This window comes from Acidobacteriota bacterium, assembly GCA_026393755.1.
GTDB lineage: Bacteria > Acidobacteriota > Vicinamibacteria > Vicinamibacterales > JAKQTR01 > JBAXOX01.
Map to the genome: position 1 here is coordinate 18,075 of JAPKZO010000028.1, position 24,477 is coordinate 42,551.

Sequence of the window (24,477 nt, forward strand, 5' to 3'; positions counted from 1 at the left end):
TGGATCTGACCCCAAGGAGAGGCTCATGCGAGAAGCAGTCATCGTTTCCGCGGCGCGCACCGCTATGGGGAGGGCTCCTAAAGGCGCGCTTCACACCGTGCGCCCCGACGAACTGGCGGCCACCGCCATCATCGCGGCCTTGCGCCGCGCGCCGAACCTCGATCCGGCCCTGATTGATGACGTGATCCTCGGCTGCGCGATGCCGGAGGCGGAACAAGGCCTGAATGTGGCGCGCATCAGCAGCCTGCGCGCGGGCATCCCCGTGTCGGCCTCGGCGGTCACGGTCAACCGGTTCTGCGCGTCGGGCCTCCAGGCGATCGCGTACGCCGCGGAACGCATCATCGGCGGCGGTGCGGACGTCATCGTGGCGGGAGGCACCGAGAGCATGAGCCTCGTGCCCATGGGCGGCAACAAGGTGTCTCCCAACCCGGCGCTGGTCGACACGTATCCAGACGCGTATCTGAGCACGGGGCTGGTCGCCGAGAACCACGCGCGCGAATGCGGGCTGACGCGCGAGGAGCAGGACGCGTTTGCGCTTCGCAGCCACCAGCGCGCGATCGCGGCCATCGACGCAGGCCGGTTCCGCGACGAGATCGCGCCGGTTCGCGTCATGCTGGTCGAACCGTCCGCTGACGGCGCGGCGCCCACGGCGCGCGAATTCGTGTTCGACGTGGACGAGGGGCCGCGGCGTGACACCTCGATGGAGGCGCTGGCGAAGCTCAAACCGGCGTTTCACGCCAAGGGCACGGTGACGGCCGGCAATTCCTCCCAGATGAGCGATGGCGGGGCCGCGCTCGTCGTGATGTCGCGCGAGAAGGCTGACGCGATGGGCCTGACACCGCTCGCCCGGTTCGTCGGCTACGCGACAGCTGGCGTCGAACCGGAACGCTTTGGCGTGGGCCCGGTGCCGGCGATCAGGAAACTCCTCGCGCGCACGGGGTTGCGTCTGGAGGACATCGACCTGGTGGAGCTCAACGAGGCGTTTGCCTCGCAAATGCTGGCGTGCCTGCGCGAGCTGCCGATTGACCCCGATCGCCTCAACGTGAACGGAGGCGCAGTGGCGCTCGGCCATCCGCTCGGATGCACAGGCGCGAAATTGACGACGTCGCTCATCTACGAGATGCACCGGCGTGGATCGCGTTACGGCATGGTGTCGATGTGCGTCGGCGGTGGAATGGGCGCGGCGGGGATTTTCGAAAGGATCTGACGCACTGGGGAACAGGAGCAAGAAGCAAGAAGTAAGAAGTAAGAATGAAAGCGTAGGGGCGCGACATGTCGCGCCCGGTCAGAAATCAAGGAGTCCGTATGACCGTAGAGACACCATCGTTGGCAACAAAGGGTGGCGGGTGGCTGCTGGCGACCACGGAGCCGTCGGTCATCTTCACTCCAGACCGGTTCACCGAAGAGCACAAGCTCATCGCGCAGACGGCCGACGAGTTCATGTCGACTGAGGTGCTGCCGAACATCGATCGGCTCGAGCAGAAGGACTGGGCCTTCGCGAGGCAGTTACTCCGGCAGTGCGGAGAACTGGGCCTGCTCGGCGCCGACACGCCGGAGGCCTACGGCGGAGTCCACCTCGACAAGGTCTCGTCACTCATCCTGAGCGAGCGCCTGGCCATCAGCGCCTCATTCGCCACCAGTTACGGCGCGCAGGTCAACCTGTCGCTGCACGCGATCCTGCTCTTCGGCACCGAGGCGCAGAAGCAGAAGTACGTGCCGCGGCTGGTGACGGCGGAGATCATCGGCGCGTACGGCCTGTCCGAGTCTGGCGCCGGGTCCGACGCGCTTGCGGCCAAGACGCGAGCGATGCGTCAGGCCGACGGCAGCTACGTCATCACCGGCGAAAAAATGTGGATTTCGAACGGCGGGTTCGCGGACCTCTACATCATCTTCGCCAAAGTGGACGGCGAGCACTTCACCGCGTTCATTGTGGAGCGGGCGACCCCTGGCGTTTCGAGCGGCAAGGAAGAACACAAGATGGGGCTGCTCGGTTCCTCGACCACATCTGTGCTGTTGCAGGATGTGCATGTGCCGGCCGAAAACGTGCTGGGTGAAGTCGGCAAGGGCCATCGCGTGGCCTTCAACGTGCTGAACTTCGGCCGCCTCAAGCTCGGCTTCATGTGCGCCGGAGGGAGCGTCGCGGTCATCGGCGAATCGGCCCGGTATGCTGCCGCCCGGCAGCAGTTCGGTCACCCGATCGCCACGTTCGGCGCCATCAAGTACAAGATCGGCGAGATGAGCGCGCGTACATATGCGCTCGAGAGCATGCTGTACCGGACCGCCGGCCTGCTCGACGCGGCGATTACCCAACGTCAGACGTCCCGAGAGGACATGACGGCCGTGCTGGCAGCCGGCGAGGAATACGCCGTCGAAGCCTCAATCGCCAAAGTCGCCGGCAGCGAGGTGGCCGATTTCGTCCTCGATGAGAACATCCAGATCCACGGCGGCAACGGATTCGTCAAGGACTACCCGGCCGAGCGCCATTTCCGCGATGCCCGGGTGAACCGGATCTTCGAGGGCACCAACGAGATCAACCGGTTGCTCATTCCCGGGATCCTGATGCGCCGCGCGCTCAAGGGCGATCTGCCCATTATCCAGGCGGCGAAGAAGCTGCAGGACGAGTTGATGGGCCCGCCGCAGATGGGCGCCAGGACGACGGGAGGTGTGCTCGGTGATGAACTGCAGACGATTGCGAGCCTCAAGAAAGTCGCTCTCGCCGTGATGGGCGTCGGGATGCTCAGGCACGCCGGGAAGCTCGCCGACGAGCAGGAGGTGATGATGTCGATCGCCGACATCCTCATCGACACGTATCAGGCCGAAAGCGCTGTGCTGCGGGCGATCGCCGCCGCCGCGCGATCGCTGCCGAGGGCGGCGCTGCAGCAGGATGCCGCACAGGTGTTCGTCAACGATGCCGCCGCGCGCGTGGACTTCAACGCGAAACAGGCGCTCGCCGCGCTCGCCGACGGCGACATGCTCCGCACTCACCTGGCCGCGCTGCGGCGCTTGTTGAAGCCGGCACCAGTGAATACGATTGCTTCGAGGCGCCGGATCGCAGACGCAACCGTCGCCAAGGGGGGATACTTGTTCAGATAGGGATTGGGGATTCGGGGGCTGGGATTGAGGATTCGGGCTTCGGACCGCGGGCTTCGGACTGCGGGATTCGCTATCTGTCTGCTCGTCCTGCTCGCCACCGTGGGTGCGTGTGGCGGTAGACCTGTCGATCCGGACGCGGACTACATCAGGACGCTGCAGGCCGAACGGGCCCGGAAAGACGCGGCCTTCCTGTCGGCAGAGAACTCCCCGATTCCCGCCAACGCCCGTGCAACCTATCTCCCGCTCAAGTACTTCGCTCCGGACCCCGCGTACGCCGTGCCTGCATCGTTCGCGCCCGCGCTGGTGCGCACACCGGTCACGATGCCGACCTCAACCGGGAAACTTCGCGATATGGAACAGGTGGGGTCGCTGGAGTTTACGCTCGCCGGCCGCGCGCTTTCGCTGGCCGCGTTTGTCGAGGCCGGCACGCCGCCCGATCGGTTGTTCATCCCTTTCAGCGACCTGACCAGCGGAACCGAGACCTACTCCGCCGGCCGTTACCTGGAGATCGACCTCAGCAAGACCGGCATCTACATCGTCGACTTCAACCGGGCGTTCAATCCGTACTGCTACTACAACCACGAGTACGACTGCCCGTACCCGCCGAAGCAGAACCGGCTGCCGATCCCGATTCACGCCGGAGAGAAGATGGCGCAATCGGCGATTCCCGCACGCTGATCCGGTTTTTTGGATCGTGCCGCTTTGATTCTCCGGATCTTTGATGTGGAAAGTCTCGTGCTTTCGCCAAAAATGGCCTGCTTTCCCTACTTGCGCCGGTGGCACAAGAATGGCTAGCGGTCAGATGGGTTTCTCTCACAACCGCTGCCCACGCCTTCAGTAGACCTTCCTATGGACGCTGGTACGGGCAGCCTCGGCGGCGGCGCGGCAGCTTTCTGCCTTTTGCGGCACGCCCTCAGTGGTCCAGTTCAGGAGGATGCAAGGATGAAGACTCGACTACTCGTACTGCTGACGGTGCTGGCGCTGGTCGGAAGCGTTGGCGCTGCCATCGCGCAGGACACAGGCAGCATCTACGGCAAGGTGACCGATGCCAGCGGCGCCACGATGCCCGGCGTGACGGTCACGCTCACCGGCACCGTCCTGCTGCAGCCGCAAACGGCCATCACGACAGAGACTGGCACGTTCCAGTTTCCGCGTCTCGCCATCGGCCTCTACACGGTCAAGTTTGATCTCGCCGGCTTCAAGACGATTGTGAAGCAGGGCGTCCGCGTTGAGATCGGCCTGAACGCGCAGGTCAACGAGACGCTCGCGATCTCGACAGTGCAGGAAACCGTCACCGTCAGCGGCGAAGTACCGCTGGTCGACCTCAAGGACACGTCGAAGACGAGCCGCTTCACGCAGGAATCCCTGCAGAGCATCCCGTCGGCGCGCGACCCGTGGGTCATTCTCGAACAGTCGGCGGGCATCGTGATGGATCGCCAGAACATCGGCGGCAACGCATCTGGCCAGCAGTCGAACTTCGTCGCCCGCGGCGCGTCTACGACGCAGCAGAAGTGGAACCTCGACGGGGTCGACATCACTGACATGTCGGCGACGGGCGGCTCTCCGGTCTACTACGACTTCGACGCCTTCGAAGAGATGCAGATTTCGACTGGCGGCGCCGACGTGACGATGCAGACGCCGGGAGTCGGCATCAACCTGGTGACCAAGAGTGGCACAGACAAGTTCCGGGGCTCCGGGCGATACTACGTGACGAGCCAGCGCTTCGAGTCGGTCAATATCACCGACGCGCTGCGTACCCAGGGCGCGACGTCCGGCAACCCAATCCAGGACATCCGGGACTACGGCATCGAGGTCGGCGGCCCGATCAAGAAGGGCCGGGCGTGGATCTGGGCCAGCTACGGCGTCCAGAACGTCAAGGTCGGGGTCAACGGTTTCTATCAGCCCTCCACCGCCTGCGCGGCGGTCAAGGCGGCGCCGCTCACCTTCAAGATCAAGGAGGTCTGGGACTGCCTGAACACGGACCTCACGGAACTCAAGACCTTCAACACGAAGGCCGCGTTCCAGATCACGCGCAACAACCAGTTTTCGTTCTTCATGAACGCCGCCGGAAAGATCCGCAACGCGCGCGGCGCCGACGACCTGCACCCGATCGAGACGACGAGCCGCCAGATGGGCGTCGACAATCCGGCCCTCGGTTCGGGCTGGTGGAAGACGGGCGTGCCAAAGACCTACAAGTGGAGCGACCGCCAGATCTTCAGCGATCGCTTCATGATGGAGATTCAGTACGCGCACGTCGGCAACAACTTCGTGCTCGACTTCCACGAACCGGACCTCTCCGACGTGCAGCCGAGTCTCGATACGACGACCAGCATGAACGGGCGCTCCTCATCGCGGAGCATCTACGTGCGACCGACCGACAGCATCGACGTGACAGGCAACTACTTCCTGACGAGCTTCCTCGGCGGCGACAACGCCATCAAGTTCGGGTTCAAGTACCGCAACGACATCGCCCATTCCGAGGGGCACACTGGCGGCAACGCAATCGCGCGTTTTCACGATGTCCTGGTCAACGGGAGCCTCACGCCAGTCGCGTATGAAGGCCAGATCACCCGCGACTCGGTCACCGAGTACGGGCTGCACAACCGCAGCTTCTACTTGTCGGACGGCTACACGCGCAGGAAGCTGACGGTGAACGTGGGCTTCCGGTACGACTACCAGACCGACTTCGCCAACGGGTCGACCGTTCCGGGGTCGCCGTTCTATGGAAAGACGACCGGGCTCTTCAACGCCGACGGGACGTACGCGGGCCCTGGTGCGACGTTCCCTCAGTTGCCCTCGGTCACCTTCGCGGGCGCCCAGGCCGGCGTGGCCTACAAGACATGGTCGCCGCGCGTCGGCCTCACCTACGACCTGTTGGGCAGCGGACGCAGCGTCGTCAAGGCGAGCTTCGCCCACTATGTCGGCCAACTCGGTACCGGAAGCCTCTCAGGCACGTACAATCCGGTGTCCAGCGCCTACGTGAGATACCCCTGGCACGACCTCAACGGCGACGGTTTCATCCAGGCCAATGAGATCGACATCAGCGCGGCGGCGCCGCTGGCGTCATCGAGCGGGTACAACTACCTCAACCCGGCGCAGCTCACGACCACCGGCAAGATCGACCCGAACCTGACCGACGAGAAGACCAACGAGTTCATCGCGAGCTTCGACCAGCAGATCGGGAACCAGTTTGCGGTGAGCGCGAGCTACATCTACCGGAAGTACACAAACTTCTCGTGGTCGCCCCTCGACAACTGGAGCTCGGCGAACTATGTCGCCGCCCAGTACACGCCCCCCGCAGCCAATTGCCCGGTGGCGGGTGCGTTGTGCAACCAGATTACCTACTATCAGCGGACCAGCCAGCCCGGTACCGCCTACACGCTGACCAACCAGCCGGGCTACTACCGGACGTACAGCGGGTTGGAAGTCTCCGTCCGGAAGCGGATGTCGAACCGATGGATGGCGAATGCCAGCTTCTCGTACAGCAATACGCCGCAGCACTACCCCGCGGGGTCGTACCAGGATCCGACCAACATCGCGAACCTCGACGGCGGGCAGTACGCGCCGCAGACGAGCGGCAGCGGCCTTGACAATGTGTTCCTGAACTCGGCGTGGCTCCTCCGCGCGTCCGGCTCGTACACGCTGCCGCTGGGCGAAGTGAACATCGCGGGTTTCTACAATGCCCGCGGCGGCTACCCGTTCCCGCAGACCGTTCAGACGCCGACCCGTCCATTCAGCGGGGGTCAGGCCGACGTCTACGTCTTTCAGTACGGCAGTGCCAGGCTGCCGAACTACCAGGCGATGGACTTCCGCGTCGATCGGCCGTTCACGGTCGGCCATCATGTCAAGATGTCGCCAAGCGTGGACATCTTCAACCTGTTCAACACGGCCACGGTGCAGTCGCGCCGCACCAGGCAGAATTCGACCATCGCGAACAACATCAGCTCGATCGTGGCGCCGCGGGTGGCGCGGTTCGGCGTGCGCGTGACGTGGTAAGAGTCAGGGTCTGGGGGCGGGTCCGACGTCGGGCCCGCCCCCTTTTTCTTTGTACGCCGCTGGCCCACCGAAGGGGAAGGCGGCTACTGACTACGGCGCGGAGGTCCTGGTTTCCGCGATCTCCTGATACAGGAACGCCGACGCCAGGATTCCATTGAAGAAGTTGTCGAGGTTGAACTTCTCGTTGGGCGCGTGCAGATTGTCGTCGGGCAGGCCGAAACCGAACAGCACGACCGGAGCGTTCAGTTCTTCCTGGAAGTTCGAGACGATCGGGATCGATCCGCCTTCGCGCGTAAAGACCGGCCGCTTGCCGAACCCCTTTTCGATCGCGCGCCCGGCGGCTTGCACGTAAATGTTGTCGAAATCCGTCATCCACGGCTTCCCGCCGTGCAGGTTCGTCACCTTCACGGTGACGGTCTTCGGCGTGATCTTTTTGACGTAGGCCTCGAAGAGCGCGGCGATCTTGTCGGGATTCTGGTTCGGCACGAGCCGCATGCTCACCTTCGCCATCGCGGTAGCGGCGATGACGGTCTTGCTCCCTTCGCCGGTCCAGCCCGCAAGCAGTCCGTTCACGTCGAGTGTTGGCCTCGCCCAGATGCGTTCCAGCACACTGTAGCCTCGCTCGCCTGCGAGCCTGGGGGCGGCGATGTGCTTTCTGAAGCCGACTTCGTTGAATGGCAGGCGCTTGAACTCGGCGCGCTCTTCCTCGCGCAGCGGCAGCACCTCATCGTAGAACCCCGGAATCTTGATGTTCCCGCTCTTGTCCTTGAGGCGCGCAATGACATGAGCGAGCACGTTTGCCGGATTGGCCACGGCCCCGCCGTACGAGCCGGAGTGCATATCCTGGCTGGTGCCGCGCAAGTCGATCTGCATGTACGCGAGGCCACGCAAGCCGTAGCAGATCGACGGCACGCCACGATCGAACATCTCGGTGTCGGAAATCAGGACCATGTCGCAGGCGAGCGCCGCCTTGTTGTCCCGCACGTACGGCGCCAGATTGACGCTGCCGACTTCCTCTTCCCCTTCGAGGATGACCTTGAAGTTGACGGGCAGCCGGCCGCCCTTGCCGATGTGTGCCTCGATCGCCTTGAGATGGATGAACACCTGCCCCTTGTCGTCGCAGGCGCCCCGCGCATAAATCTCGCCGTCCCGAACGGTGGCCTCAAACGGCGGCGATTTCCACAGATCGATCGGATCCACCGGCTGCACGTCGTAGTGCCCGTAGAGGAGCACGGTCGGCGCGCCATCAGCATGCAGCCAGTCTCCGTACACGATGGGATGCCCGGCCGTTTCGACGATGTGGACATGATCGAGGCCGATGCGGGTCATTTCGGCCGCGCTCCACTCGGCGGCCCGTCTCACGTCCCCGGCGTGCTCCGGCAGGGCACTGATGCTGGGAATCGCAAGATACTGCTTGAGTTCCTCGACGTACCGATCACGACTTGACTGGATGAAGTCGACGATGTTGTTCATGGAACCAATCCCCCGGGAGCAGCTATCAATTCTCAAGCCTTCGTCTGAAGCAGGCCGTTCCGCATGATGTCCGACATCTCGCGGACGATCTGGCCGGTATTCTTGCCGTAGAGATCCGGCACGCCAAAGACCAGTTCGACTGCGAAGTGCTGCAGGTAGGTCCGGAACACGAACATGATCGCCTCGGCAGGCGGAATGTCGCGGCGCAGCTTTCCTTCAATCCGGATCTGGTCCCGGTGGCCCTCCACGAATCGTCCAAACAGGCTGGCCATCTCCGAGTAGAACTTCCGGATGTGGCTGCCCTCGAATTCGACGACGTCCACGTAGATCAGCCGGACGTAGGGCCGGTACTTGGCAATGCTCTCCTGGGCCGCGTGGCCGAGGGCTTCCAGGTTCTCCGGAAAGGTCCCCTCGGTCAGAGCGCGGGTCACGGGAAAGTCCGGCGTCTCGACCACCCGCCAGAACACATCGAGCAGTTCCCGGAAGATGGTCTCCTTGTCCTCGAAGTGATGGTAGACGTTGCCGATCGACACCAGGGCTTTCCGGGCCACGTCTCGCATGGATGTCGCGCGATAGCCCTGCGTCGCAAACAGCGCGAGCGCCGCGTCAAGAATGGCGGCGCGGCTTCGCTGTGTGCGTTCTTCCTGGTTCATGGCTTTGGCTTGGCCGCCTTTCGCCCGAAGCCCGCGAAGGGCCAGTCTCGTCGCACGTCCGGCCCGGTGCGTTCCAGCGGACCCCGTCCCGATCGCGCCATGATACACCCGCAAAGCGGCAGACCGGGATTGTGGGCGGGGGGACGAAGGCGACGCAGGCGTCCTGCGTGAAGCGGCCTCAGTCACCAGACGCAGGCTTGAGCATGCCGTGGCGCAGGATGTGGGCGATCTCTTTCACGACTTCTTCGCTGCTCTTGCCGAAGTGATCGTGCACGCCAAACACGAATTCCACGGCGAAGTACTGAAGAAAAGTCCGAAACGCCAGCATGACGGCCGAAGCGGCTTTGATCTCCGGCCTGAGCTTTCCCTCGAGCTTGAGCTCATCCCTGTGGGCCACCACGAAACGTTCAAAACGCCCGGCCATTTCCGAGTAGAACTTCCGGATGTGGCTGCCTCCGAACTCGACGACATCGACGTAGATCAGGGCGACATAGGGGCGATAGTGCTCCACGCTTGCGCGCGCCGCGAGGCCGATCTCCTCGAGATTCTCGGGAAAGCTCCCGGTCGTGAGAGCCTTGTTGGGCGGAAAGTCGGGGTCATCGATCGCGCGCCAGTAGGTATCGAGGAGTTCGCGGAAGATCGCCTCCTTTTCCTTGAACTGATGGTAGACGCTGCCGGTCGACACACCGGCCCGCTGCGCGATCTCGCGGGTCGTGGTGGCGCGATACCCCTGGTGAGAAAACAGCGCGAGCGCCGCCTCCAGGATCTGGGCGCGGCTCCGTTCCGATCGTTCCTCCTGGTTCATCAGATCCCCGTGTCAGCCCATCTACGACGCCGGCTTCAGCACCGTGCACACCGAGGCGCAAATCGGGCCACCGATGTTGAATGTGGCGGCCGCCTTCGCGTTCTTCACCTGCAGCGCGGGCGGCACCTTGCCGAGCAACTGCCAGGCGGACCAGCCGATCATGGCGATGCCGGTGGCACCGACCGGGTGGCCCTTGGCGATGAGTCCGCCCGACGTGTTGATGCCGCACTCACCGTCCACGTTGGCGCGGCCGTCAACCCAGTACTTCGCGCCCTGGCCGTAGGCGGCCTTGCCGATGACTTCGGTGCCGATGGCGCCCATGACGGTGAAGCAATCGTGGACCTCGGCGACATTGACGTCGCCCGGTGAGACGCCGGCCATCTTGTACGCCTTGTTCATCGCGCCAAGCGCTCCACCCGGGCGCAGCACGTCTCGGCCCGCACGCAGCAACGAGTCTGTGGCTTGCGCGTAGCCCGCAATCTGCACGCAGTCGGCTTTGGCTACGCCGAGCCGCTTCAGTCCTTCCTCGGTCGCAATGATGAGTGCCGCGTAACCGTCGGTCATCTGGGAGCAGTCATACGTCTTGAGGGGGAGACCATCGACGATGTACCGATTGATGCCCTCGATCGTCATGGCCTGTTCGAGCGTGACAGTCGCCTTCTGCATCTGAGCATAGGGATTCTTGTTGCCGTTGGCGTATTCGGCGACGGCAATCTGCGCCAAGTCGGCCTCTGTCGCGCCGTGCGTCTTCATGTACTCGGCCATCACCTCGGCAAAGATGTGGGGAAAGACGAAGACCTTGCCGGCCCGCTCGTCCGGGTGCGAGAACACGCCCAGGGCCGCGCCGATCAGCTTGCCGTCCGCCTTGCCTTCGGGGTCGCGCATCTTCTCGTAGCCGACCGCGATTCCGACCTCGCCCATCCCGAGCAACAACTTGTAGACCACCGACAGCACAGCCTGGCCGCCCGAAGCGCACGCGTTCTCGACCGATTCAATCGGCTTGCCCTCGAGCCCGGGCACCGAGGCCATCAGGCCGGCGAGCAGCCCTTGCTGATTGAGCGTGAAATGGCACGCGGCTCCAATCGATCCGACGTCTATCTGCGACGGATCGATCTTGATCTGCTGGCAGACCTCGGTCACCGCGTTCGTGACGATTGCGGGCACCGTCATGCCCATCAGCTTGCCGAACTTCGACTGGTGATACGCGGCAATATAGACCGGCTTGTTCATATGACACCTCATCCTGGCTGGCGCCGGGGAGCCTGCAGCGTGCGCCTGTTACGTCCCGATGACGATTCCGCCATCGACCGAGATGACGGTCCCCGTCACGAACGAGGCGGCGTCCGAGGCCAGCCAGACGTAGGCGTTGGCGATGTCCTCGGGCCGGCCCATCCGGCCGAGCGGGGTTCTGGCAATCATACCTTCCAGCACCTTTTCGGGCATCGCCTTCAGGATCTCGGTGGCGACGAACCCCGGGGCGACGGCGTTGACGCGGATCTTGTGACGTCCAAGCTCCCGGGCCCACGTCCGGGTCATCCCGACGAGCCCCGCCTTGGTGGCGACGTAGTTGGTCTGGCCGAAGTTGCCGTAAAGGCCCACGACGGAGGAGGCGTTCAGGATCGCGCCGCCGCCTGCTCTAATCATGTGAGGCACCACCGCACGCGTGCACAGGAACGGCCCTCGAAGGTTCACGTCGATCACCTGGTCGAAGCTCTCGTCGGTCATCATCCCGACCTGGGCGCCGTCCTTCCACTTGATCAACAGCGCATCACGCACGATGCCGGCGTTGTTGACGAGGACATCGACGCGGCCCCATTTCGCCACCGTCGCTGCCACGGCCTCCGCGACACTCGCCGGGCTGGCGACGTCCACCTTCTGGAACACCGCGTCGCCGCCAGCCGCCGAGAGCGAGGAGACGATCTCGCCAGCCTTCGCGTCCGAGACATCCCATGCCGCCACACGGCACGTCTCCTTCGCGAAACCCACGGCCGTGGCGTATCCAATGCCGGCCGCCGCGCCCGTGACGATGACCACCTTGCCTGCAAGACCGGTTTCGAGACTCATGTTCACGCCCTCATGCGGATGGCCGTTGCGGCCTGGTTGTATCCGACGCCGGATCCGACGAACACCGTCAGCGCGCCCGGTTTGATCTTTCCCCTCTGCAGCGCGTCGTCGAGCGCCATGGGAATGCAGGCCGAGCCGGTGTAGCCCCACTCCTCCATGATCGTGTGCGTCCGGTCGAGCGGCAGGCTGAGGTCGGCCATCACCAGATCGATCGACGGCTTCCGCACCTGCGTGAAGATGATGAAGTCGATGTCGCTGACGGCGAAACCGCCCTCGCGCGCCAGTTTGCGCACCAGCCGGGGCCATCCTTCGTGGTTGATCTCGGGTGGATAGCGGTCGTTGATCTGGCAGCTCGTGCGTCCGGCGCGGACCGACTCCTCCGTGGCAGGCTCGTATGTGCCGCCCGAGTAGATGCCCCAGTGCTTGTGATACGCGCCGTCGGCCACGAAAGCCGCATTCAGGAAGCCCGGCGTGTCCGACGCTTCCAGCACGGCCGCGCCGGCTCCGTCCCCGTAGAAGAAGATCATCGGGTCAGTGGCCGCGGTGAGCTTGTGCATCAGGTAGACGCCCACGACGAGGACAGTCTTGATGGCGGGATTCGTTGCGATAATCCCCGCGCCCGCCGCAAGGCCTGTGGGAAATGAGGCGCAGGCACATCCCACATCGAAGCTGCCGGCGTTCTTCGCGCCCAGCTTGTGCTGGAGCACGACCGAGGTGGCCGGCGTGATGTAGTCGGGCGAGTCGGTGCCCAGGATGATCAGGTCGACATCCTCGGGCTTGCGGCCGGCACGCTCGAGCGCCTGCTGCGCGGCAGGCAGCGCCACGTCGGAAGTCGCCCAGGATTCGGGAGCATGCCAGCGGCAGCGGATGCCGCTCGACTCCTCCATCTTGTCGACGAACTCCGGCAGGTGCGCGAAGCGCGCCCGCAATTGGTCGTTGGTCACCTGGACCGTGGGCAGGTACCGCCCCGTTCCGGTAATCGTGGCATAGCGAGTCATGAATGATCTCCGGAGACACCCGGCCGTTCCGATGAAAGGACGCGTGGCACCGCCCGTTCCGCCGGGACCAGGTGGGGTGGTGCGCATCGAGGGGCGAGGCTCGCGTGCTGACAGGTCCGGGGACCGAACGTCCCCGAACCTGCCCCACGACGAACGATTGAGCGGTCCTGCGCTAGAACCTGATCCGCAGGCCCAGCTGCGCCTCGCGGCTTGGCAGCGTCGCCAGGTACTTCCCGAAGTTCGGGTTGGGTGTCAGCGCTGTCGTCGGCGCCGATGGCGTCGGCCCAGCCAGATTCTGGTTGCCCTGGATGAAGTTGACGTCGTAGTTTGTCCGATTAAGCAGGTTGAACACCTCGGCGATGAACTCCGCGCTCACACGGCTCCCGAGCGGCAGCCGGTGCGTCAGGCGAAGGTCGAACGACATGTAGTTCGGGCCGTTCTGGCTGAATCGTGCCGTGCCTGTCGGGCGATCCGAGTTGCGGCCGTCGCCGTTGGCGTCGTAGCCCAGGCGGAGATTCCACGGCTGGCCGGAGCCGTAGCTGAAGATCGGAGCGACGGTGAATCGCATGGGCAGCCGAATGACGGCGGACGTCACGAAGCGGTACCGCTCGTCACCGCGCGACCGGCCCCATTCGGCCTCCATGTTCGCGGGATCGTTCGGATAATCGGTGAGCGCCGGGCTGAAGTCGTCTTCGATGTTCTTCTTGTCCGCCACGGTAAACGAGGCGCTGACCAGGTGGCCGCCCTTGATGTTCCCGCTCAGGCTCATGACGAACGCCTTGTAGGTGGAGTGGCCCTTGTTCGTGTAGGTGTCGATGAAGTTGCGAGTCGCGTCCAGCCGGCCGCCGGCCACGCCATTGCCGCGCCAGTTCTGATCCTGGAGCACGATCTCGTCGTCACCCTTCACGTAGACGCCCTCGAAGTCGGCCGTCAAACCCGTCTTGCCGAGGCGAGCTGCGTAGCCCACCGTCGCCTGCGTGGCCCACGGGCTCACCAACTTGTTGTCCAAATGCGTGGCGTCGTACGCCAGCGCCAGCCCCGTGGTCTGCGGATTGGCCGGATCCAGCGCGAGGGTCGGATAGCCGAGCAGGGCGCCGTTGAGACGCTGCTGCGTGATCCACCCGGTGTAACTATTGCGCTGCAACTCGGAGTGCGCCGGTACCAGGAGGAACCGGCCGGTGAAGAGGCCGACACCGCCGCGCAGGACGTGGCTGCCCGTGCCCGTCAGATCCCACGACAGGCCGACGCGCGGCTGGACGTTGTTGGTGTCGCGTCCACGAGCCGTCGTCATGGCGGGACTCGTGAAGTTCGGGTTGTTGCCGTTGGTATCGAGGTCGTACCGCACGCCGGCGCTGATCGTGACCCTCGATGACGGCTTGATATCATCCTGGATGAAGACCGAGATCAAGTTCGTGGAAATCGTCGACTCGCTGGTGCCCTTGCCGTAGACGTAGAGGTACGGGAACAACCTTGTGTCGTTCAGGTAGATCATCCACCCCTTCGGATACACCGGGAAGTTCCACGTGTCCTTCACGTGCTGGACGCCGCCGCCGATCTTCATGTCCTGGGCAAAACGGCCGCTGCCGATCCGCGTGTAGAACGTGTCTCGCACTTCGAAGAGCCTCGCCGTGTCGTTCTGGTCGCCGACGTAGTTGGCGCCGATCGAGTAGGTGTTGCCCAAGGTGAACGACTCGGCCATCGAGGTGGAATTGTTCGGCTCGACGAACTTCCGCTGGCCAACCTGGACCGCGATCTGGTTGAGCGACGAGTGGCTTAGCGTCCACGCGTGCGAAAGGGTCAGGTTCCAGTTGTCGCGATTGAGCGCCATGCCGTTCGACACGTCCGACAGGCCGCCGACGCGGAAGTTGTCCTGACGCGACCGTTCGTACATGAACTTCGCGCGGACGTTCTGGTCGTCAGACATCCGGTGGTCGAGGCCGACGTACGCCAGCGACTGCTTGATTGGTACCGTGACGTCGTGCGCGAGCGAAGCGTAGGTGGTGCCTTGCGGGCGGACCAGCGCGATGTTGTCTTCGTTCACCTGTTCGAACGAGCCGAAGAAGTGGGTCCTGTTCTGGACCACCGGACCGCCGAGCGTGAATCCGAACTGCTGGCGCGAGTACGGGTTCTTCGACTGCTCGAGCTCGCCCTTGCTGCGCAGCGAGTCGTCGCGGAAGAAACCAAAGCCCGATCCGTGCAGAACGTTGGTGCCCGACTTGGTCACAATCGACAGCGCGCCGCCGGCCGAGCCGCCGATCTCGGTGTCGAACCGGTTCGTGATGACGCGGAACTCGCTGATCGCATCCTGGCTGAATCGCGCCCGGGCCAGGCCCAGCGTCTGGTCCGTAAAATCGACGCCATCCACCAGGATCGTTGACTGGCTCGCGTTGCCGCCTGCGCCCAGCACGGGCTGGTTCGTGACGAACCGGAATCCGCCGCGCTCACGTTGCACGCCGGGAGCCAGGAACGCCAACTGCTGGAAGTCGCGGTTGGGTACCGGCAACGCTTCGATCTGTTCGGGAACGATGTTGGTCGAGGAGTCGGTCTTGAAGACGTCGACCAGCGGCGCCTCCGCCGTCACGGTTACCGTCTCGGCCACCTTCGCGACCTTGAGGGTCGTCGTCAACCGTGCGGTCTGGCCCACGCGAAGCGTGACGTTTTCTTCGTTGACCGTGGCAAAGCCGGAGAGTTCGGCCTTGACCGAATACACGCCAGGCTGAAGGGCGATGAACCGGACGGTGCCACTCGCATCCGTGACGCCGGTCCGTGTGAAGCCCGTATCGGGCCGGAGCACAGTGACGGTCACACCAGGCAGCACGGCTTGCGATTGGTCCTGGGCAATGACCTCGATAGTGGCGTCGGCAATCTGTGCGCGGGCGGGTGCCGGCGCCAGACCAACGATCGCGGCAATCAGTGCGGCGGTCAACAGGCCGCCAGCCGGAATGCGCATCCAGTTCCTCTCCATGTCTTCCTCCCCCGGGCGGCCGACGTCCGCGGCGCGCCCAACCGAACCTACTGGTGTCCGAAATCTGAAGCTGACATCTCGCTAGAGCCCAGTTTTTCGGAGGACAACAACCTTGGCCTCTGAGATAGCCAAAACATATCGGGCGGTTGATATGTTTTCGGCCTCGCATACAATACCGAGGGTAACCGGTGCTGGTCAAGTGCCAATATGGCGATCGGCTGGAGAGGTCGGCAGGAAGCTCCCGGGGAGGCACGTATGACGGTTGGAACCAAGGTCGGCGTCTCGGCAGGTGTCCTGGTCGTGCTGGTCCTGATGACAGCGGCCGGCTATGTCTACAAACGTCCACTGAGTGTCTACGCGTGGTTCAACCGGCGGCTGTTGAAAGACGCCGGGCTCACCGAGTCCACGGTAGCCGCCAGCGTGGGCCCTCAGACGTACTGGAGTGGAGGCCGGGGCCAGACACTGGTCCTGCTGCATGGTGCCGGCGACCACGCCGGGACGTGGTCGCACGTGGCAGAGAAGCTGGGCGGCCGCTATCGCCTCGTGATTCCCGATCTCGCGGGTCACGCGGCGAGCGCTCCTGCAGAAGGGCCGCTGTCGGTCAGCCAGGTGCTCGCCGGATTCGAAGCGGTGATGAACCAGATATCGCACGATCCGGTCATCATCGTCGGCAACTCGCTTGGCGCGTGGATCGCGCTTCTGTACGCGCGAGAGCACCCGGATCGAGTGGCCCGACTGGTACTGGTCGACGGGGGCGCTCTCAGGGGCGATCGCCAGGACCTGAGTCTGATGCCCAGGTCACGCGAGGAGGCCGTCGCGCTCATGAGCCAGTTGCGAGATCCCGGCTCGGATCCGATTCCCGGCTACGTACTCGATGATGTGGTCCGCGAAGCGAACGTTGGCCCCATCGCGCGCATGGCGCAGACCGCCTCGGAGATGGATCGGTTCCTCCTTGAAGGCAAGCTGCACGAGATCGCCGCGCCAGTCGACTTGCTCTGGGGCGAATCGGACAAACTGCTGCCGCTCGCATACGCACGGCGGATGATGGCCGATCTCCCCGCCTCGCGTCTGACCACGCTGCCGGCCTGCGGCCACGTGCCGCACGTGGAGTGCCCGTCGCGCTTCGACGCAGCCCTTTCCGACATCCTGCAATCGGCGCCGCCCTCGCGCCGGGTCGAAGGCCCCGGCACCGTGGCTGGCGCCGCCGCGCAGGGCCCCGGACGGAGGTAGCCATGCGCCACGCGGATCTGCTCGGTGAGCGCGCACGGCTGACACCTGAGAAGGTCGCGCTTGTCTGCGTCCCACAAGGCACGAGGCATACCTACCGCGAGCTCGACGACCGCGCCGCGTGCATGGCGTCCATGTGGATCGACGTCTGCGGGTTGCTGCCGGGAGATCGGGTTGGCCTGCTGGCCCACAACCGCATCGAGTTCCTCGACGCGTTCTTCGCGACGGCAAAGTCGGGCATCATCCTCGTGCCGCTCGGCACCCGGCTCACCGCGCACGAACTGGCACACATTGCCCGCGATGCCGGGCTTCGAGCGGTTCTCTATGACGGGGCATTCGGCGACACGGTGCGGACGCTTCGTGCCATGGTGGACATCGAGCGCTGGATCGCTCTCGATGAACCGGCGACCAGTGGCGACCAGCGACTGCCCGAACTGATTCCCGTTGCCGCGACCCGGTTGAGCCGCCCGGTGCCAGAAGATATCTGCTGCCTCCTCTACACCAGCGGCACGACAGGCCAGCCCAAGGGCGTGATGGTGCCGCACCGGATGATCGTCTGGAACGGTTACAACACGGTGGTTGGCTGGCAGCTGCGGGAAGAAGACGTGAGCCCGATCTTCACGCCGCTCTACCACGCGGGCGGCCTGGGGGCCTTCCTCGTGCCGATCTTCACGATTGGCGGAACGATCGTGCTCCACGCGGGGTTTGATCCTGTGGAGATCTGGCAGACGATCGCGCGCGAGCGCTGCACGGTCGTCCTGGGCGTGCCCACCATCTACAAGCTGCTGATGGAGTCGCCCGAGTTCGTGCGAACAGATCTGTCGAGCGTGCGGGCATTGATGAGCGGAGGCGCACCGCTGCCGCTTTACATCATCGAGGCGTATCAGCGCCGCGGCGTCGTGTTCAAACAGGGGTACGGCCTGACGGAGGTCGGTGTGAATTGTTTCGCGATGACCATCGAGGAGTCGGTCAGAAAGAAGGGTTCGATCGGCAAGCCGCTCATGTTCACAGAAGCGAGACTGGCTGGCAAAGACGGATGCGACGTCCCGATCGACGACGTCGGCGAGTTGTGGCTGCGCGGTCCGCACGTCTGTAAAGGCTATTGGCGTAATCCTGACGCCACGTCGGCCGCGCTCGATGGTGACGGGTGGTTTCGCACCGGCGACCTGGCACGCCGCGATGCCGATGGGTTCTTCTTCATCGCCGGGCGCCAGAAGGACATGTTGATCTCGGGCGGCGTCAACATCTATCCCGCCGAGATCGAAGGTGCGCTCCTGCTTCATCCTGCCGTGAAGGATGCCGCCGTGGTGGGTATTCCGGACGAGACCTGGGGCGAGATAGGCGCGGCCATCGTCGTGCCCAGGCAACCGGGTGGCACGACCGGCGATGAGCTCGCGGCGTTTCTTGAAGGCCGACTGGCGAAATACAAGATCCCGCGGCGGTGGGTGTTAGTTGATGCCCTGCCGCGCACGCCGTACGGAAAGCTGGTGAAGGGCTCGTTGCGAGATCTCGTGCTGGCCTCTCCGGGTTCGGACGCCGACGCCGGAAGAAGATTATGAGCCAGCCACTCGCCCGCCGTGTGGACGGATCCGGCGATCCCGTCCTGCTGCTGAACGGCGGCATGATGACGATCAGCAACTGGAACAATGCCACGAAGAGCCTGCAGACCCGCTGGCGAGTCGTTCGCTGCGATTTCCGGGGACAACTGCTGAGCCCAGGGCCACCGCTCCACACGGATCTTTCGGGTCACGTTGTTGACGTTGTGGCATTGCTGAACGCATTGGATGTCGCCCGGGCGCACATCATCGGTACGTCCTTCGGCGCCGAGGTTGGACTGCTGTTGGCGGCCAGCCATCCCGATCGCGTGGCCTCGCTGGTCGCGGCGACGGCGACCGACTGGAGCACGCCCGAGATGATGGCTGGTTCCCGAGCGCTGGTCGAGGCGTGCCACGAGGCGACGAGGGGAGGGAATCGCTTCGCGTTCTACGACCTGCTGCTGCCGTCGACCTACTCGCCAGCCTTCCTCGACGCCAACGCCGCATGGCTTGCCGCCAGGCGTGAACACGTGGCCGCTCTTCCCGACTCCTGGTTCGATGGCACGGCCAGCATCGTCGGCGCGATGGTGGGTCTCGACCTGCGCCCGCGTCTTCGGGACATCGTGTGCCCGACGCTTGTGATCATCGCCGAACACGACGGCGTCATGCCGCTCGATCGGTCCCGGGCGATTGTCGCCGGCATCGCGGGAGCCGAAGAGGCATTTGTGAGCGGCAGCGGCCACGCACTGGTCGTCGAACAGCTAGAGGTGTTCCTGCGCTTGTGCGAGGGGTTCCTGGCTGGACTGCCGAACTTGTAGACTCGCCGTACCAGACACCTTCTACGGGTTTCATCTCATCGAGTGAAGCAAGCTCTCGTCACCCCGGCGCAAGCCGGGGCCCCCAACGCGGCAACCGCGTTGGGGTGGTATACGGGGTCCAGAGAGGTACAGGGCTGGATTCCGGCGTACGCCGGAATGACGAAATCAAAGGCATCGTTCTGACGCCGATTGCCGGCGTCAACACCATGAGCGGCTCAGGTGGATCGCAGCCGCCCGACCAGACTCCCGACACCGATTACGACCCACCCGACGGCGATTCCAGCCGTCGCGAGAAACGCCGGGTTATTGTGCAGTGTCGTCAACTTCAGCAGCGCCACCGCCACATACGTCACGACGACGGCCACGACTGCAGCCGACACGAGGCTGCGGCCGACACGCGGCAGGAACATCCCGCAGCCGAGCGGGAGGAACGACGCCGAGAAGAGGAGGTAGACCCCGTACTGCGCGAAGATGGCCACCGTGCCGCCAGTCGGATGCGAGATCTGCCAGATGGCAAGCAGGACTGTCGTGACAGCCACCATCGCGAGGCCGGCCCGGCCAGCGCGCAGCGCGGCGCGGTCTGTGCCGCCCCGCACGAAGAGCGGGTAGAAATCCGCCGAAAACGTGGCGGACAGCGCCAGCAGAATCCCTTCGAGGGTCGAGAGGCCGGCGCACAGCAACCCAATCGTGATCAGCACTTGCACGCCCGCTGGAAAACTGCTCGCGATCCACGTCGAGATCACGCGATCGATCGCCACGGGTTGCGTCAGCGCGAAGCGCGCCCAGATGCCGGTGACCAGCACGCCGGTGAACAGCAACCCGACGCCAATCGCGGTGGCGAGGTACTTTCGCACTTCCCTGTCGTCACGCAGGTAGAGGGCTTTGCTGATGATGTGCGGCTGGCAGACGATAGCGAGGCCAATGACGAAGTTGCAGACGACGACCTCGAACAGGTTGCGGAAATAGAGCGACGCCGGGTTGGTCGCCAGCACGAGATTCGGATCGATGGCCGCCAGTCTCTCGGTGATGCCTCCGCCCGCTCCAAGCAGGGGCCATCCGGCGCCGATCAGGAGCGCCGCCACGACGACCATCACCGACGCCTGCACGGCGTTGGTCCACGCGTGTCCCGTGGCGCCGCCCATCATCACTCCCAGGACGACGATGGTCATCAAGGCGGCAGCAACGGCTTCGGGAGGCGCCACCAGCAGACGCGACAGCACGAGCGACAGGGCAACGACGATGAGCGTCGCGAACGTGATCAGGCCGAGCGACAGCACCGCGAAGCCGGTGCGTAGCGGCGTCGACTCGTAACGCGTCCCGATCCACTGAGGCACGGTGACGGCCCGCACGCGGGCGCCATGGGTCCGGAACCGGCGCGAGAAGAACGCGAGCCCCAGCGTAATCCCCATCGCGGCGCAGAACCCGTAGCCCAGCAGCGCCGAGTACCCGTACGCGTACACGAGGCCGGGGTTCACGACGAACGTCGCGACGCTCGTGAGTTGTGCCGCGAGCGAAAGTCCAACCACCACGGCGGGGATGTCCCTGTTGCCCACCGCGTAAGTCGCGACGGAACTCGTGCGGCGCGAACTCCGGTAGGCGAGCGCACTGGTCAGGAGAAAGTACGCGACGACGGCGGTCCAACCCAGGGCAATCGTGCTCATCCCGCCAATCCCTCATACGCGAGCACCCGGTCCTTGAATTCCTGAAGGACGGGGACCGGCTTCCCGGCCGCGTAATCGTACATCACCTGCACGGTGCGGGCGATTGCGATCACGCTCCCGTGCTGGTTGAGCAGTTCGTATTCAAACACGAAGCTGGTCCTTCCAAAGCTGGTGATCCCGAGACGCACGCTCAGCACGTCGCCCTGCTCTGCCGGCGCCTTGTAGTCGACCTCGATGCGGGCCATGATGAACTTGATGTCGCCCCAGCCGCGGCCCCCGCACACATCGCGCCAGTAGGCGAAGCGCGCGACCTCCAGGTAGGTCAGATACACCGCGTTATTGGCATGGCCCATCGGGTCGCAGTCGCGGAACCGGACTTCCACCGGGCAGCTGTACTTGAACGCCATCAATGACTCCCCCTCATCGGGCCTGGCGTCACCGGAGCGCCCGACGACCTGTCGGTGCGCGTTCGCCAGAGCGAGACGATGCTGATCAGGCAGGCAACGGCGATCATCGCGGCGGAACTGATGTACGGCACCGCGATGCCGAGGTTGTCGAACGCGAATCCTGCCCACAGCGGGCCGACAATCCGGGCGAGACTGCCGAGTGACTGAGTCAGGCCGAGAACACCGCCCTGATCCTCCGCGGCCGAGCACTGCGAGATCAGCGACATGAGCGACGGGTTGTTGAAACCCATCCCCATAGACAGCACGGCCAGCGTCACCATGAGAACGGCGACGGTCGATGACGCCGGGATCATCAACAGGCCTATCGACACGACCCCAAGCGAGATGGGCACGATGTGGTGCTCGCCGATGAGCTTGACCGTACGCCCGACGAGAACGCCCTGCACGAGGACGAGGATCACGCCGACGAACGCGAACAGATAGCCGATCGTCGACGCGTGAAACGCAAACGTCCGCTCGGCGAACAGGGCGAACGTGGTCTCGAAGCCGGAGAACGCGCCCACGGCCAGAAAGCTCACGAGCAGCAGCAGCGGCAGATGCGGACGGGTCACCGCCTGGCGAAGCGCGTCGAGCCGCCCGACGCGCACTCTGGCCCGGTGCTCGGGTTTCAGCGTCTCGGGCAGGAGGAACCAGGCGGCGGTGAAATTGGCGAGCGAAAGCGCCGACGCGAACAACGCCGGCGTCGCGTAGCCCCACCGGCTCAGGAATCCGCCGATCGCCGGCCCGAAGATAAACCCCAGCCCGAACGCCGCGCCGATCATTCCCATCCCCTTCGCCCTGTTCTCTGGCGTCGTCACATCGGCGACCACGGCCTGGGCCGTCGGGATGTTGGCTCCGGCAATCCCGGCGAAGATGCGCGCGGTGAACAGGAGCGCCAGGGAGCTGGCGAGACCGAAGGCCAGGTACGAGAGAAACGACCCGAATAAGCCCATCAGGATGATGGGCCGCCGGCCGATTCGATCCGACCATCGCCCCCAGAGTGGCGCGAAGATGAACTGCATAGCCGAAAACGAGGTGGCGAGCATCGCGATGGTGAACGCGTTGGCTCCGAACGTTTCCGCGTAGAACGGCAGGAGCGGGATGATGATCCCGAAACCCAGCAGGTCGATGAAGACCGTCACGAACACGACGATCAGGGGGGAGGCCTTCACAGGCGCCGCTCGACGTTCGGGAAGTTGAGCCACACGGAAACGCCGCAGAAATGCCGGCCCTCGGTGCAGCGCGGCGCGATCAGGCCGTTGCGGACGACGCAGGGCGGGCCGATGTGACGCGCGAGCCTCGGGTGCTTCGCGCGCACCTGATCGAGCTCGTCCATCGACGCCTTGTAGATCTCCTCCGGGGCGTTGACGCACGTCCGCTGCGTCCACTTGTGCCCAAGCGCGCTGAGCGGGCCCGTTTCGATCGTGCGTACGGCCAGCGCGTTGGGAAGCACGCAGACGGCGAACTCCAGGGGTACGCCGAGATCGAGCAGGCGGCGGCTCGAGGCCCAGGCGGCTTGCATCGACTCCTGGAACCGCGCGGTGGCGGCGGGGTTGCTTGCGACAAGCCCGGGCGTGATGAAGTCCGGCGTCCGGGCCGTCGCAAACGTCAGCAGGGGGCGCGACGCCGGCACGCAGCGGTGCCGTTGGTCCTGCGAGTCTGCGGTATGGCTGATGCGCCTGGCGAACGTGTAGCTGACGTGATGGAGCGCGCGCATCAGCGGCGAGTGGTGCGACACGTCGAGCGTGTCCAGCAGGTAGCGGTTGCGCGCTGGATTCAACACCCGGTCGATCGCCTCACCGTCCGACATCTCGTCGGAGGCGAGCCCGAAGGTGGCCCGCACCGCATCCGCCACGAGCGCTTCCGCGTCATCGGACGCGTCGATCAACCTGGACACCCGGCCGCCCAGCTTCGCGTCGAACTCCCTCGCGAACCGATCCGAGCCGGCAACCGGCCTGGGAAATGCCGTCTCTGGCGCAGCGTCGCGGCCAAGCGGCTCGCGTCCGGCGCGCTCGAAGAACAGCGGGTCGTGCCGGCTCACCAGATCCACCATGGCGCCAATGACCTGCCGGGCTTCGAAGGGCGTGTCGCCGACATTCATCATCCGACGCAGGCGATACAGCGTGATGCCGGACACCGTGTGGACCATCGACGTGAAGGCGGCAATCGGGACCACGTAGCGCGCCACTTCGATGGCTTTTTTCCCGGCTTCTCGCTCGATACCGGCCAGGCGCGGCGCCGACGCGTGGGGCGTTACGTGCCGCAGCTGTTTCAAAATGGCGAACGCGTCCGGCTTCAACAGCGCCGACAGGGTCGCGTAGTCGTCCCACGCCCGCAGAATGGCCTGTTCGTAAACGGCGCGCGCTTCACCATCGAGCGGTGGCACGAAGGCACGGGGCTCGTTCAACCTGACGTAGCGCTGGCTCGATTGCTCGGAGTTGTAGAACGGATGCGCGTGCAGGAAACTCCACACGAACTGCCGCGAGATGTTCTCGAGGCCGAACTCGAAGTGCGCGTGCTGATAGACCGTGTGATGGCCGGCGTCGAAGGTGAGCGCCCCGATCGTCTCGCGCTGCGCGTCTGTGATCTCGCCAATCCCGACGACTCGGGGCGAGTAGCACGTCCGCGCGGCCGCAATCGCCCCGTCAAAGGGGGCCGGCGGCGCATTGCGCAGCGTGACGAGGGGGGGAGAGGTTTGTAGCACGGTGCTTGTCAGTAGTCAGAAGCAAGAAGGAAGAAGCAA

General features: G+C 64.7%; 18 protein-coding genes. 7 read left to right on the plus strand and 11 right to left on the minus strand.

Going from position 1 to position 24,477, the window contains the following annotated elements; translation table 11 throughout:
* Positions 1–25: 25 nt before the first annotated feature.
* From NTV05_10620 to NTV05_10635, 4 genes are all read left to right on the plus strand, one after another.
* Complete coding sequence (locus NTV05_10620) at positions 26–1,207, plus strand: acetyl-CoA C-acyltransferase (protein MCX6544845.1); 1,182 nt, start codon at positions 26–28, stop codon at positions 1,205–1,207.
* Between the two features lie 98 nt (positions 1,208–1,305).
* A complete protein-coding gene (locus NTV05_10625) occupies positions 1,306–3,093 on the plus strand; it encodes an acyl-CoA dehydrogenase family protein (GenBank protein ID MCX6544846.1) in 1,788 nt (595 codons plus the stop codon).
* A gap of 24 nt (positions 3,094–3,117) precedes the next feature.
* The gene (locus tag NTV05_10630) at positions 3,118–3,771 is read left to right on the plus strand and encodes a DUF1684 domain-containing protein (protein ID MCX6544847.1); all 654 of its coding nucleotides are present in this window, start codon (positions 3,118–3,120) and stop codon (positions 3,769–3,771) included.
* A gap of 264 nt (positions 3,772–4,035) precedes the next feature.
* A complete protein-coding gene (locus NTV05_10635) occupies positions 4,036–7,089 on the plus strand; it encodes a carboxypeptidase-like regulatory domain-containing protein (protein ID MCX6544848.1) in 3,054 nt (1,017 codons plus the stop codon).
* A gap of 90 nt (positions 7,090–7,179) precedes the next feature.
* On the opposite strand, the gene NTV05_10640 is transcribed toward NTV05_10635, so the two are convergent.
* From NTV05_10640 to NTV05_10670, 7 genes are all read right to left on the minus strand, one after another.
* Positions 7,180–8,562: a dipeptidase gene (locus tag NTV05_10640; protein MCX6544849.1), complete on the minus strand. Its 1,383-nt coding sequence runs from the start codon at positions 8,560–8,562 to the stop codon at positions 7,180–7,182.
* 32 nt (positions 8,563–8,594) lie between these two features.
* Positions 8,595–9,215: a TetR/AcrR family transcriptional regulator gene (locus NTV05_10645; protein ID MCX6544850.1), complete on the minus strand. Its 621-nt coding sequence runs from the start codon at positions 9,213–9,215 to the stop codon at positions 8,595–8,597.
* A gap of 178 nt (positions 9,216–9,393) precedes the next feature.
* Positions 9,394–10,020 (minus strand): TetR/AcrR family transcriptional regulator, encoded by a 627-nt coding sequence (locus NTV05_10650; GenBank protein MCX6544851.1) that lies wholly within the window; start codon positions 10,018–10,020, stop codon positions 9,394–9,396.
* Positions 10,021–10,041: 21 nt separating this feature from the next.
* Positions 10,042–11,250: a thiolase family protein gene (locus NTV05_10655; GenBank protein MCX6544852.1), complete on the minus strand. Its 1,209-nt coding sequence runs from the start codon at positions 11,248–11,250 to the stop codon at positions 10,042–10,044.
* Positions 11,251–11,298: 48 nt separating this feature from the next.
* A complete protein-coding gene (fabG, locus tag NTV05_10660; GenBank protein ID MCX6544853.1) occupies positions 11,299–12,084 on the minus strand; it encodes a 3-oxoacyl-ACP reductase FabG in 786 nt (261 codons plus the stop codon).
* A gap of 2 nt (positions 12,085–12,086) precedes the next feature.
* Positions 12,087–13,082 carry a ketoacyl-ACP synthase III gene (locus NTV05_10665; GenBank protein MCX6544854.1) on the minus strand — a complete coding sequence of 332 codons (996 nt, stop codon included), beginning with the start codon at positions 13,080–13,082 and terminating at the stop codon, positions 12,087–12,089.
* 172 nt (positions 13,083–13,254) lie between these two features.
* On the minus strand, positions 13,255–16,047 hold the full coding sequence (locus NTV05_10670; protein MCX6544855.1) for a TonB-dependent receptor: 2,793 nt from the start codon (positions 16,045–16,047) through the stop codon (positions 13,255–13,257).
* Between the two features lie 255 nt (positions 16,048–16,302).
* Here NTV05_10670 and NTV05_10675 point away from each other — a divergent pair, with 255 nt between their 5' ends.
* From NTV05_10675 to NTV05_10685, 3 genes are read left to right on the plus strand one after another with little or no spacing between them, the layout of a single operon-like run.
* Positions 16,303–17,277 (plus strand): alpha/beta hydrolase, encoded by a 975-nt coding sequence (locus NTV05_10675; protein MCX6544856.1) that lies wholly within the window; start codon positions 16,303–16,305, stop codon positions 17,275–17,277.
* Between the two features lie 2 nt (positions 17,278–17,279).
* Positions 17,280–18,833, plus strand: a complete 1,554-nt coding sequence (locus NTV05_10680) for a long-chain fatty acid--CoA ligase (GenBank protein ID MCX6544857.1) — start codon at positions 17,280–17,282, stop codon at positions 18,831–18,833.
* Entirely contained in the window at positions 18,830–19,627 is a 798-nt protein-coding gene (locus NTV05_10685) for an alpha/beta hydrolase (GenBank protein MCX6544858.1), read from the plus strand. The genes NTV05_10680 and NTV05_10685 overlap by 4 nt, the downstream gene beginning before the upstream one ends.
* A gap of 215 nt (positions 19,628–19,842) precedes the next feature.
* Here NTV05_10685 and NTV05_10690 read toward each other — a convergent pair whose 3' ends face one another.
* The 4 genes from NTV05_10690 to NTV05_10705 are packed head-to-tail and all read right to left on the minus strand — an operon-like array spanning position 19,843 to position 24,438.
* Positions 19,843–21,288: a sodium:solute symporter gene (locus NTV05_10690; protein MCX6544859.1), complete on the minus strand. Its 1,446-nt coding sequence runs from the start codon at positions 21,286–21,288 to the stop codon at positions 19,843–19,845.
* Entirely contained in the window at positions 21,285–21,695 is a 411-nt protein-coding gene (locus NTV05_10695) for a thioesterase family protein (GenBank protein ID MCX6544860.1), read from the minus strand. Before NTV05_10695 ends, NTV05_10690 begins: the two co-directional genes overlap by 4 nt.
* Positions 21,695–22,906, minus strand: coding sequence for an MFS transporter (locus tag NTV05_10700; protein MCX6544861.1), 1,212 nt, complete (start codon positions 22,904–22,906; stop codon positions 21,695–21,697). Before NTV05_10700 ends, NTV05_10695 begins: the two co-directional genes overlap by 1 nt.
* Complete coding sequence (locus NTV05_10705) at positions 22,903–24,438, minus strand: FAD-dependent thymidylate synthase (protein ID MCX6544862.1); 1,536 nt, start codon at positions 24,436–24,438, stop codon at positions 22,903–22,905. Before NTV05_10705 ends, NTV05_10700 begins: the two co-directional genes overlap by 4 nt.
* Positions 24,439–24,477 lie beyond the last annotated feature (39 nt).

What these genes read in the sequence shown, in the direction of transcription:
- NTV05_10620 (MCX6544845.1), top strand. Translation starts at nt 26, where the DNA reads ATGCGAGAAGCAGTCATCGTTTCCGCGGCGCGCACCGCTATGGGGAGG.
- NTV05_10625 (MCX6544846.1), top strand. Translation starts at nt 1,306, where the DNA reads ATGACCGTAGAGACACCATCGTTGGCAACAAAGGGTGGCGGGTGGCTG.
- NTV05_10635 (MCX6544848.1), top strand. Translation starts at nt 4,036, where the DNA reads ATGAAGACTCGACTACTCGTACTGCTGACGGTGCTGGCGCTGGTCGGA.
- NTV05_10640 (MCX6544849.1), bottom strand. Translation starts at nt 8,562, where the DNA reads ATGAACAACATCGTCGACTTCATCCAGTCAAGTCGTGATCGGTACGTC.
- NTV05_10645 (MCX6544850.1), bottom strand. Translation starts at nt 9,215, where the DNA reads ATGAACCAGGAAGAACGCACACAGCGAAGCCGCGCCGCCATTCTTGAC.
- NTV05_10650 (MCX6544851.1), bottom strand. Translation starts at nt 10,020, where the DNA reads ATGAACCAGGAGGAACGATCGGAACGGAGCCGCGCCCAGATCCTGGAG.
- NTV05_10655 (MCX6544852.1), bottom strand. Translation starts at nt 11,250, where the DNA reads ATGAACAAGCCGGTCTATATTGCCGCGTATCACCAGTCGAAGTTCGGC.
- fabG (MCX6544853.1), bottom strand. Translation starts at nt 12,084, where the DNA reads ATGAGTCTCGAAACCGGTCTTGCAGGCAAGGTGGTCATCGTCACGGGC.
- NTV05_10665 (MCX6544854.1), bottom strand. Translation starts at nt 13,082, where the DNA reads ATGACTCGCTATGCCACGATTACCGGAACGGGGCGGTACCTGCCCACG.
- NTV05_10670 (MCX6544855.1), bottom strand. Translation starts at nt 16,047, where the DNA reads ATGGAGAGGAACTGGATGCGCATTCCGGCTGGCGGCCTGTTGACCGCC.
- NTV05_10675 (MCX6544856.1), top strand. Translation starts at nt 16,303, where the DNA reads ATGACGGTTGGAACCAAGGTCGGCGTCTCGGCAGGTGTCCTGGTCGTG.
- NTV05_10680 (MCX6544857.1), top strand. Translation starts at nt 17,280, where the DNA reads ATGCGCCACGCGGATCTGCTCGGTGAGCGCGCACGGCTGACACCTGAG.
- NTV05_10685 (MCX6544858.1), top strand. Translation starts at nt 18,830, where the DNA reads ATGAGCCAGCCACTCGCCCGCCGTGTGGACGGATCCGGCGATCCCGTC.
- NTV05_10690 (MCX6544859.1), bottom strand. Translation starts at nt 21,288, where the DNA reads ATGAGCACGATTGCCCTGGGTTGGACCGCCGTCGTCGCGTACTTTCTC.
- NTV05_10695 (MCX6544860.1), bottom strand. Translation starts at nt 21,695, where the DNA reads ATGGCGTTCAAGTACAGCTGCCCGGTGGAAGTCCGGTTCCGCGACTGC.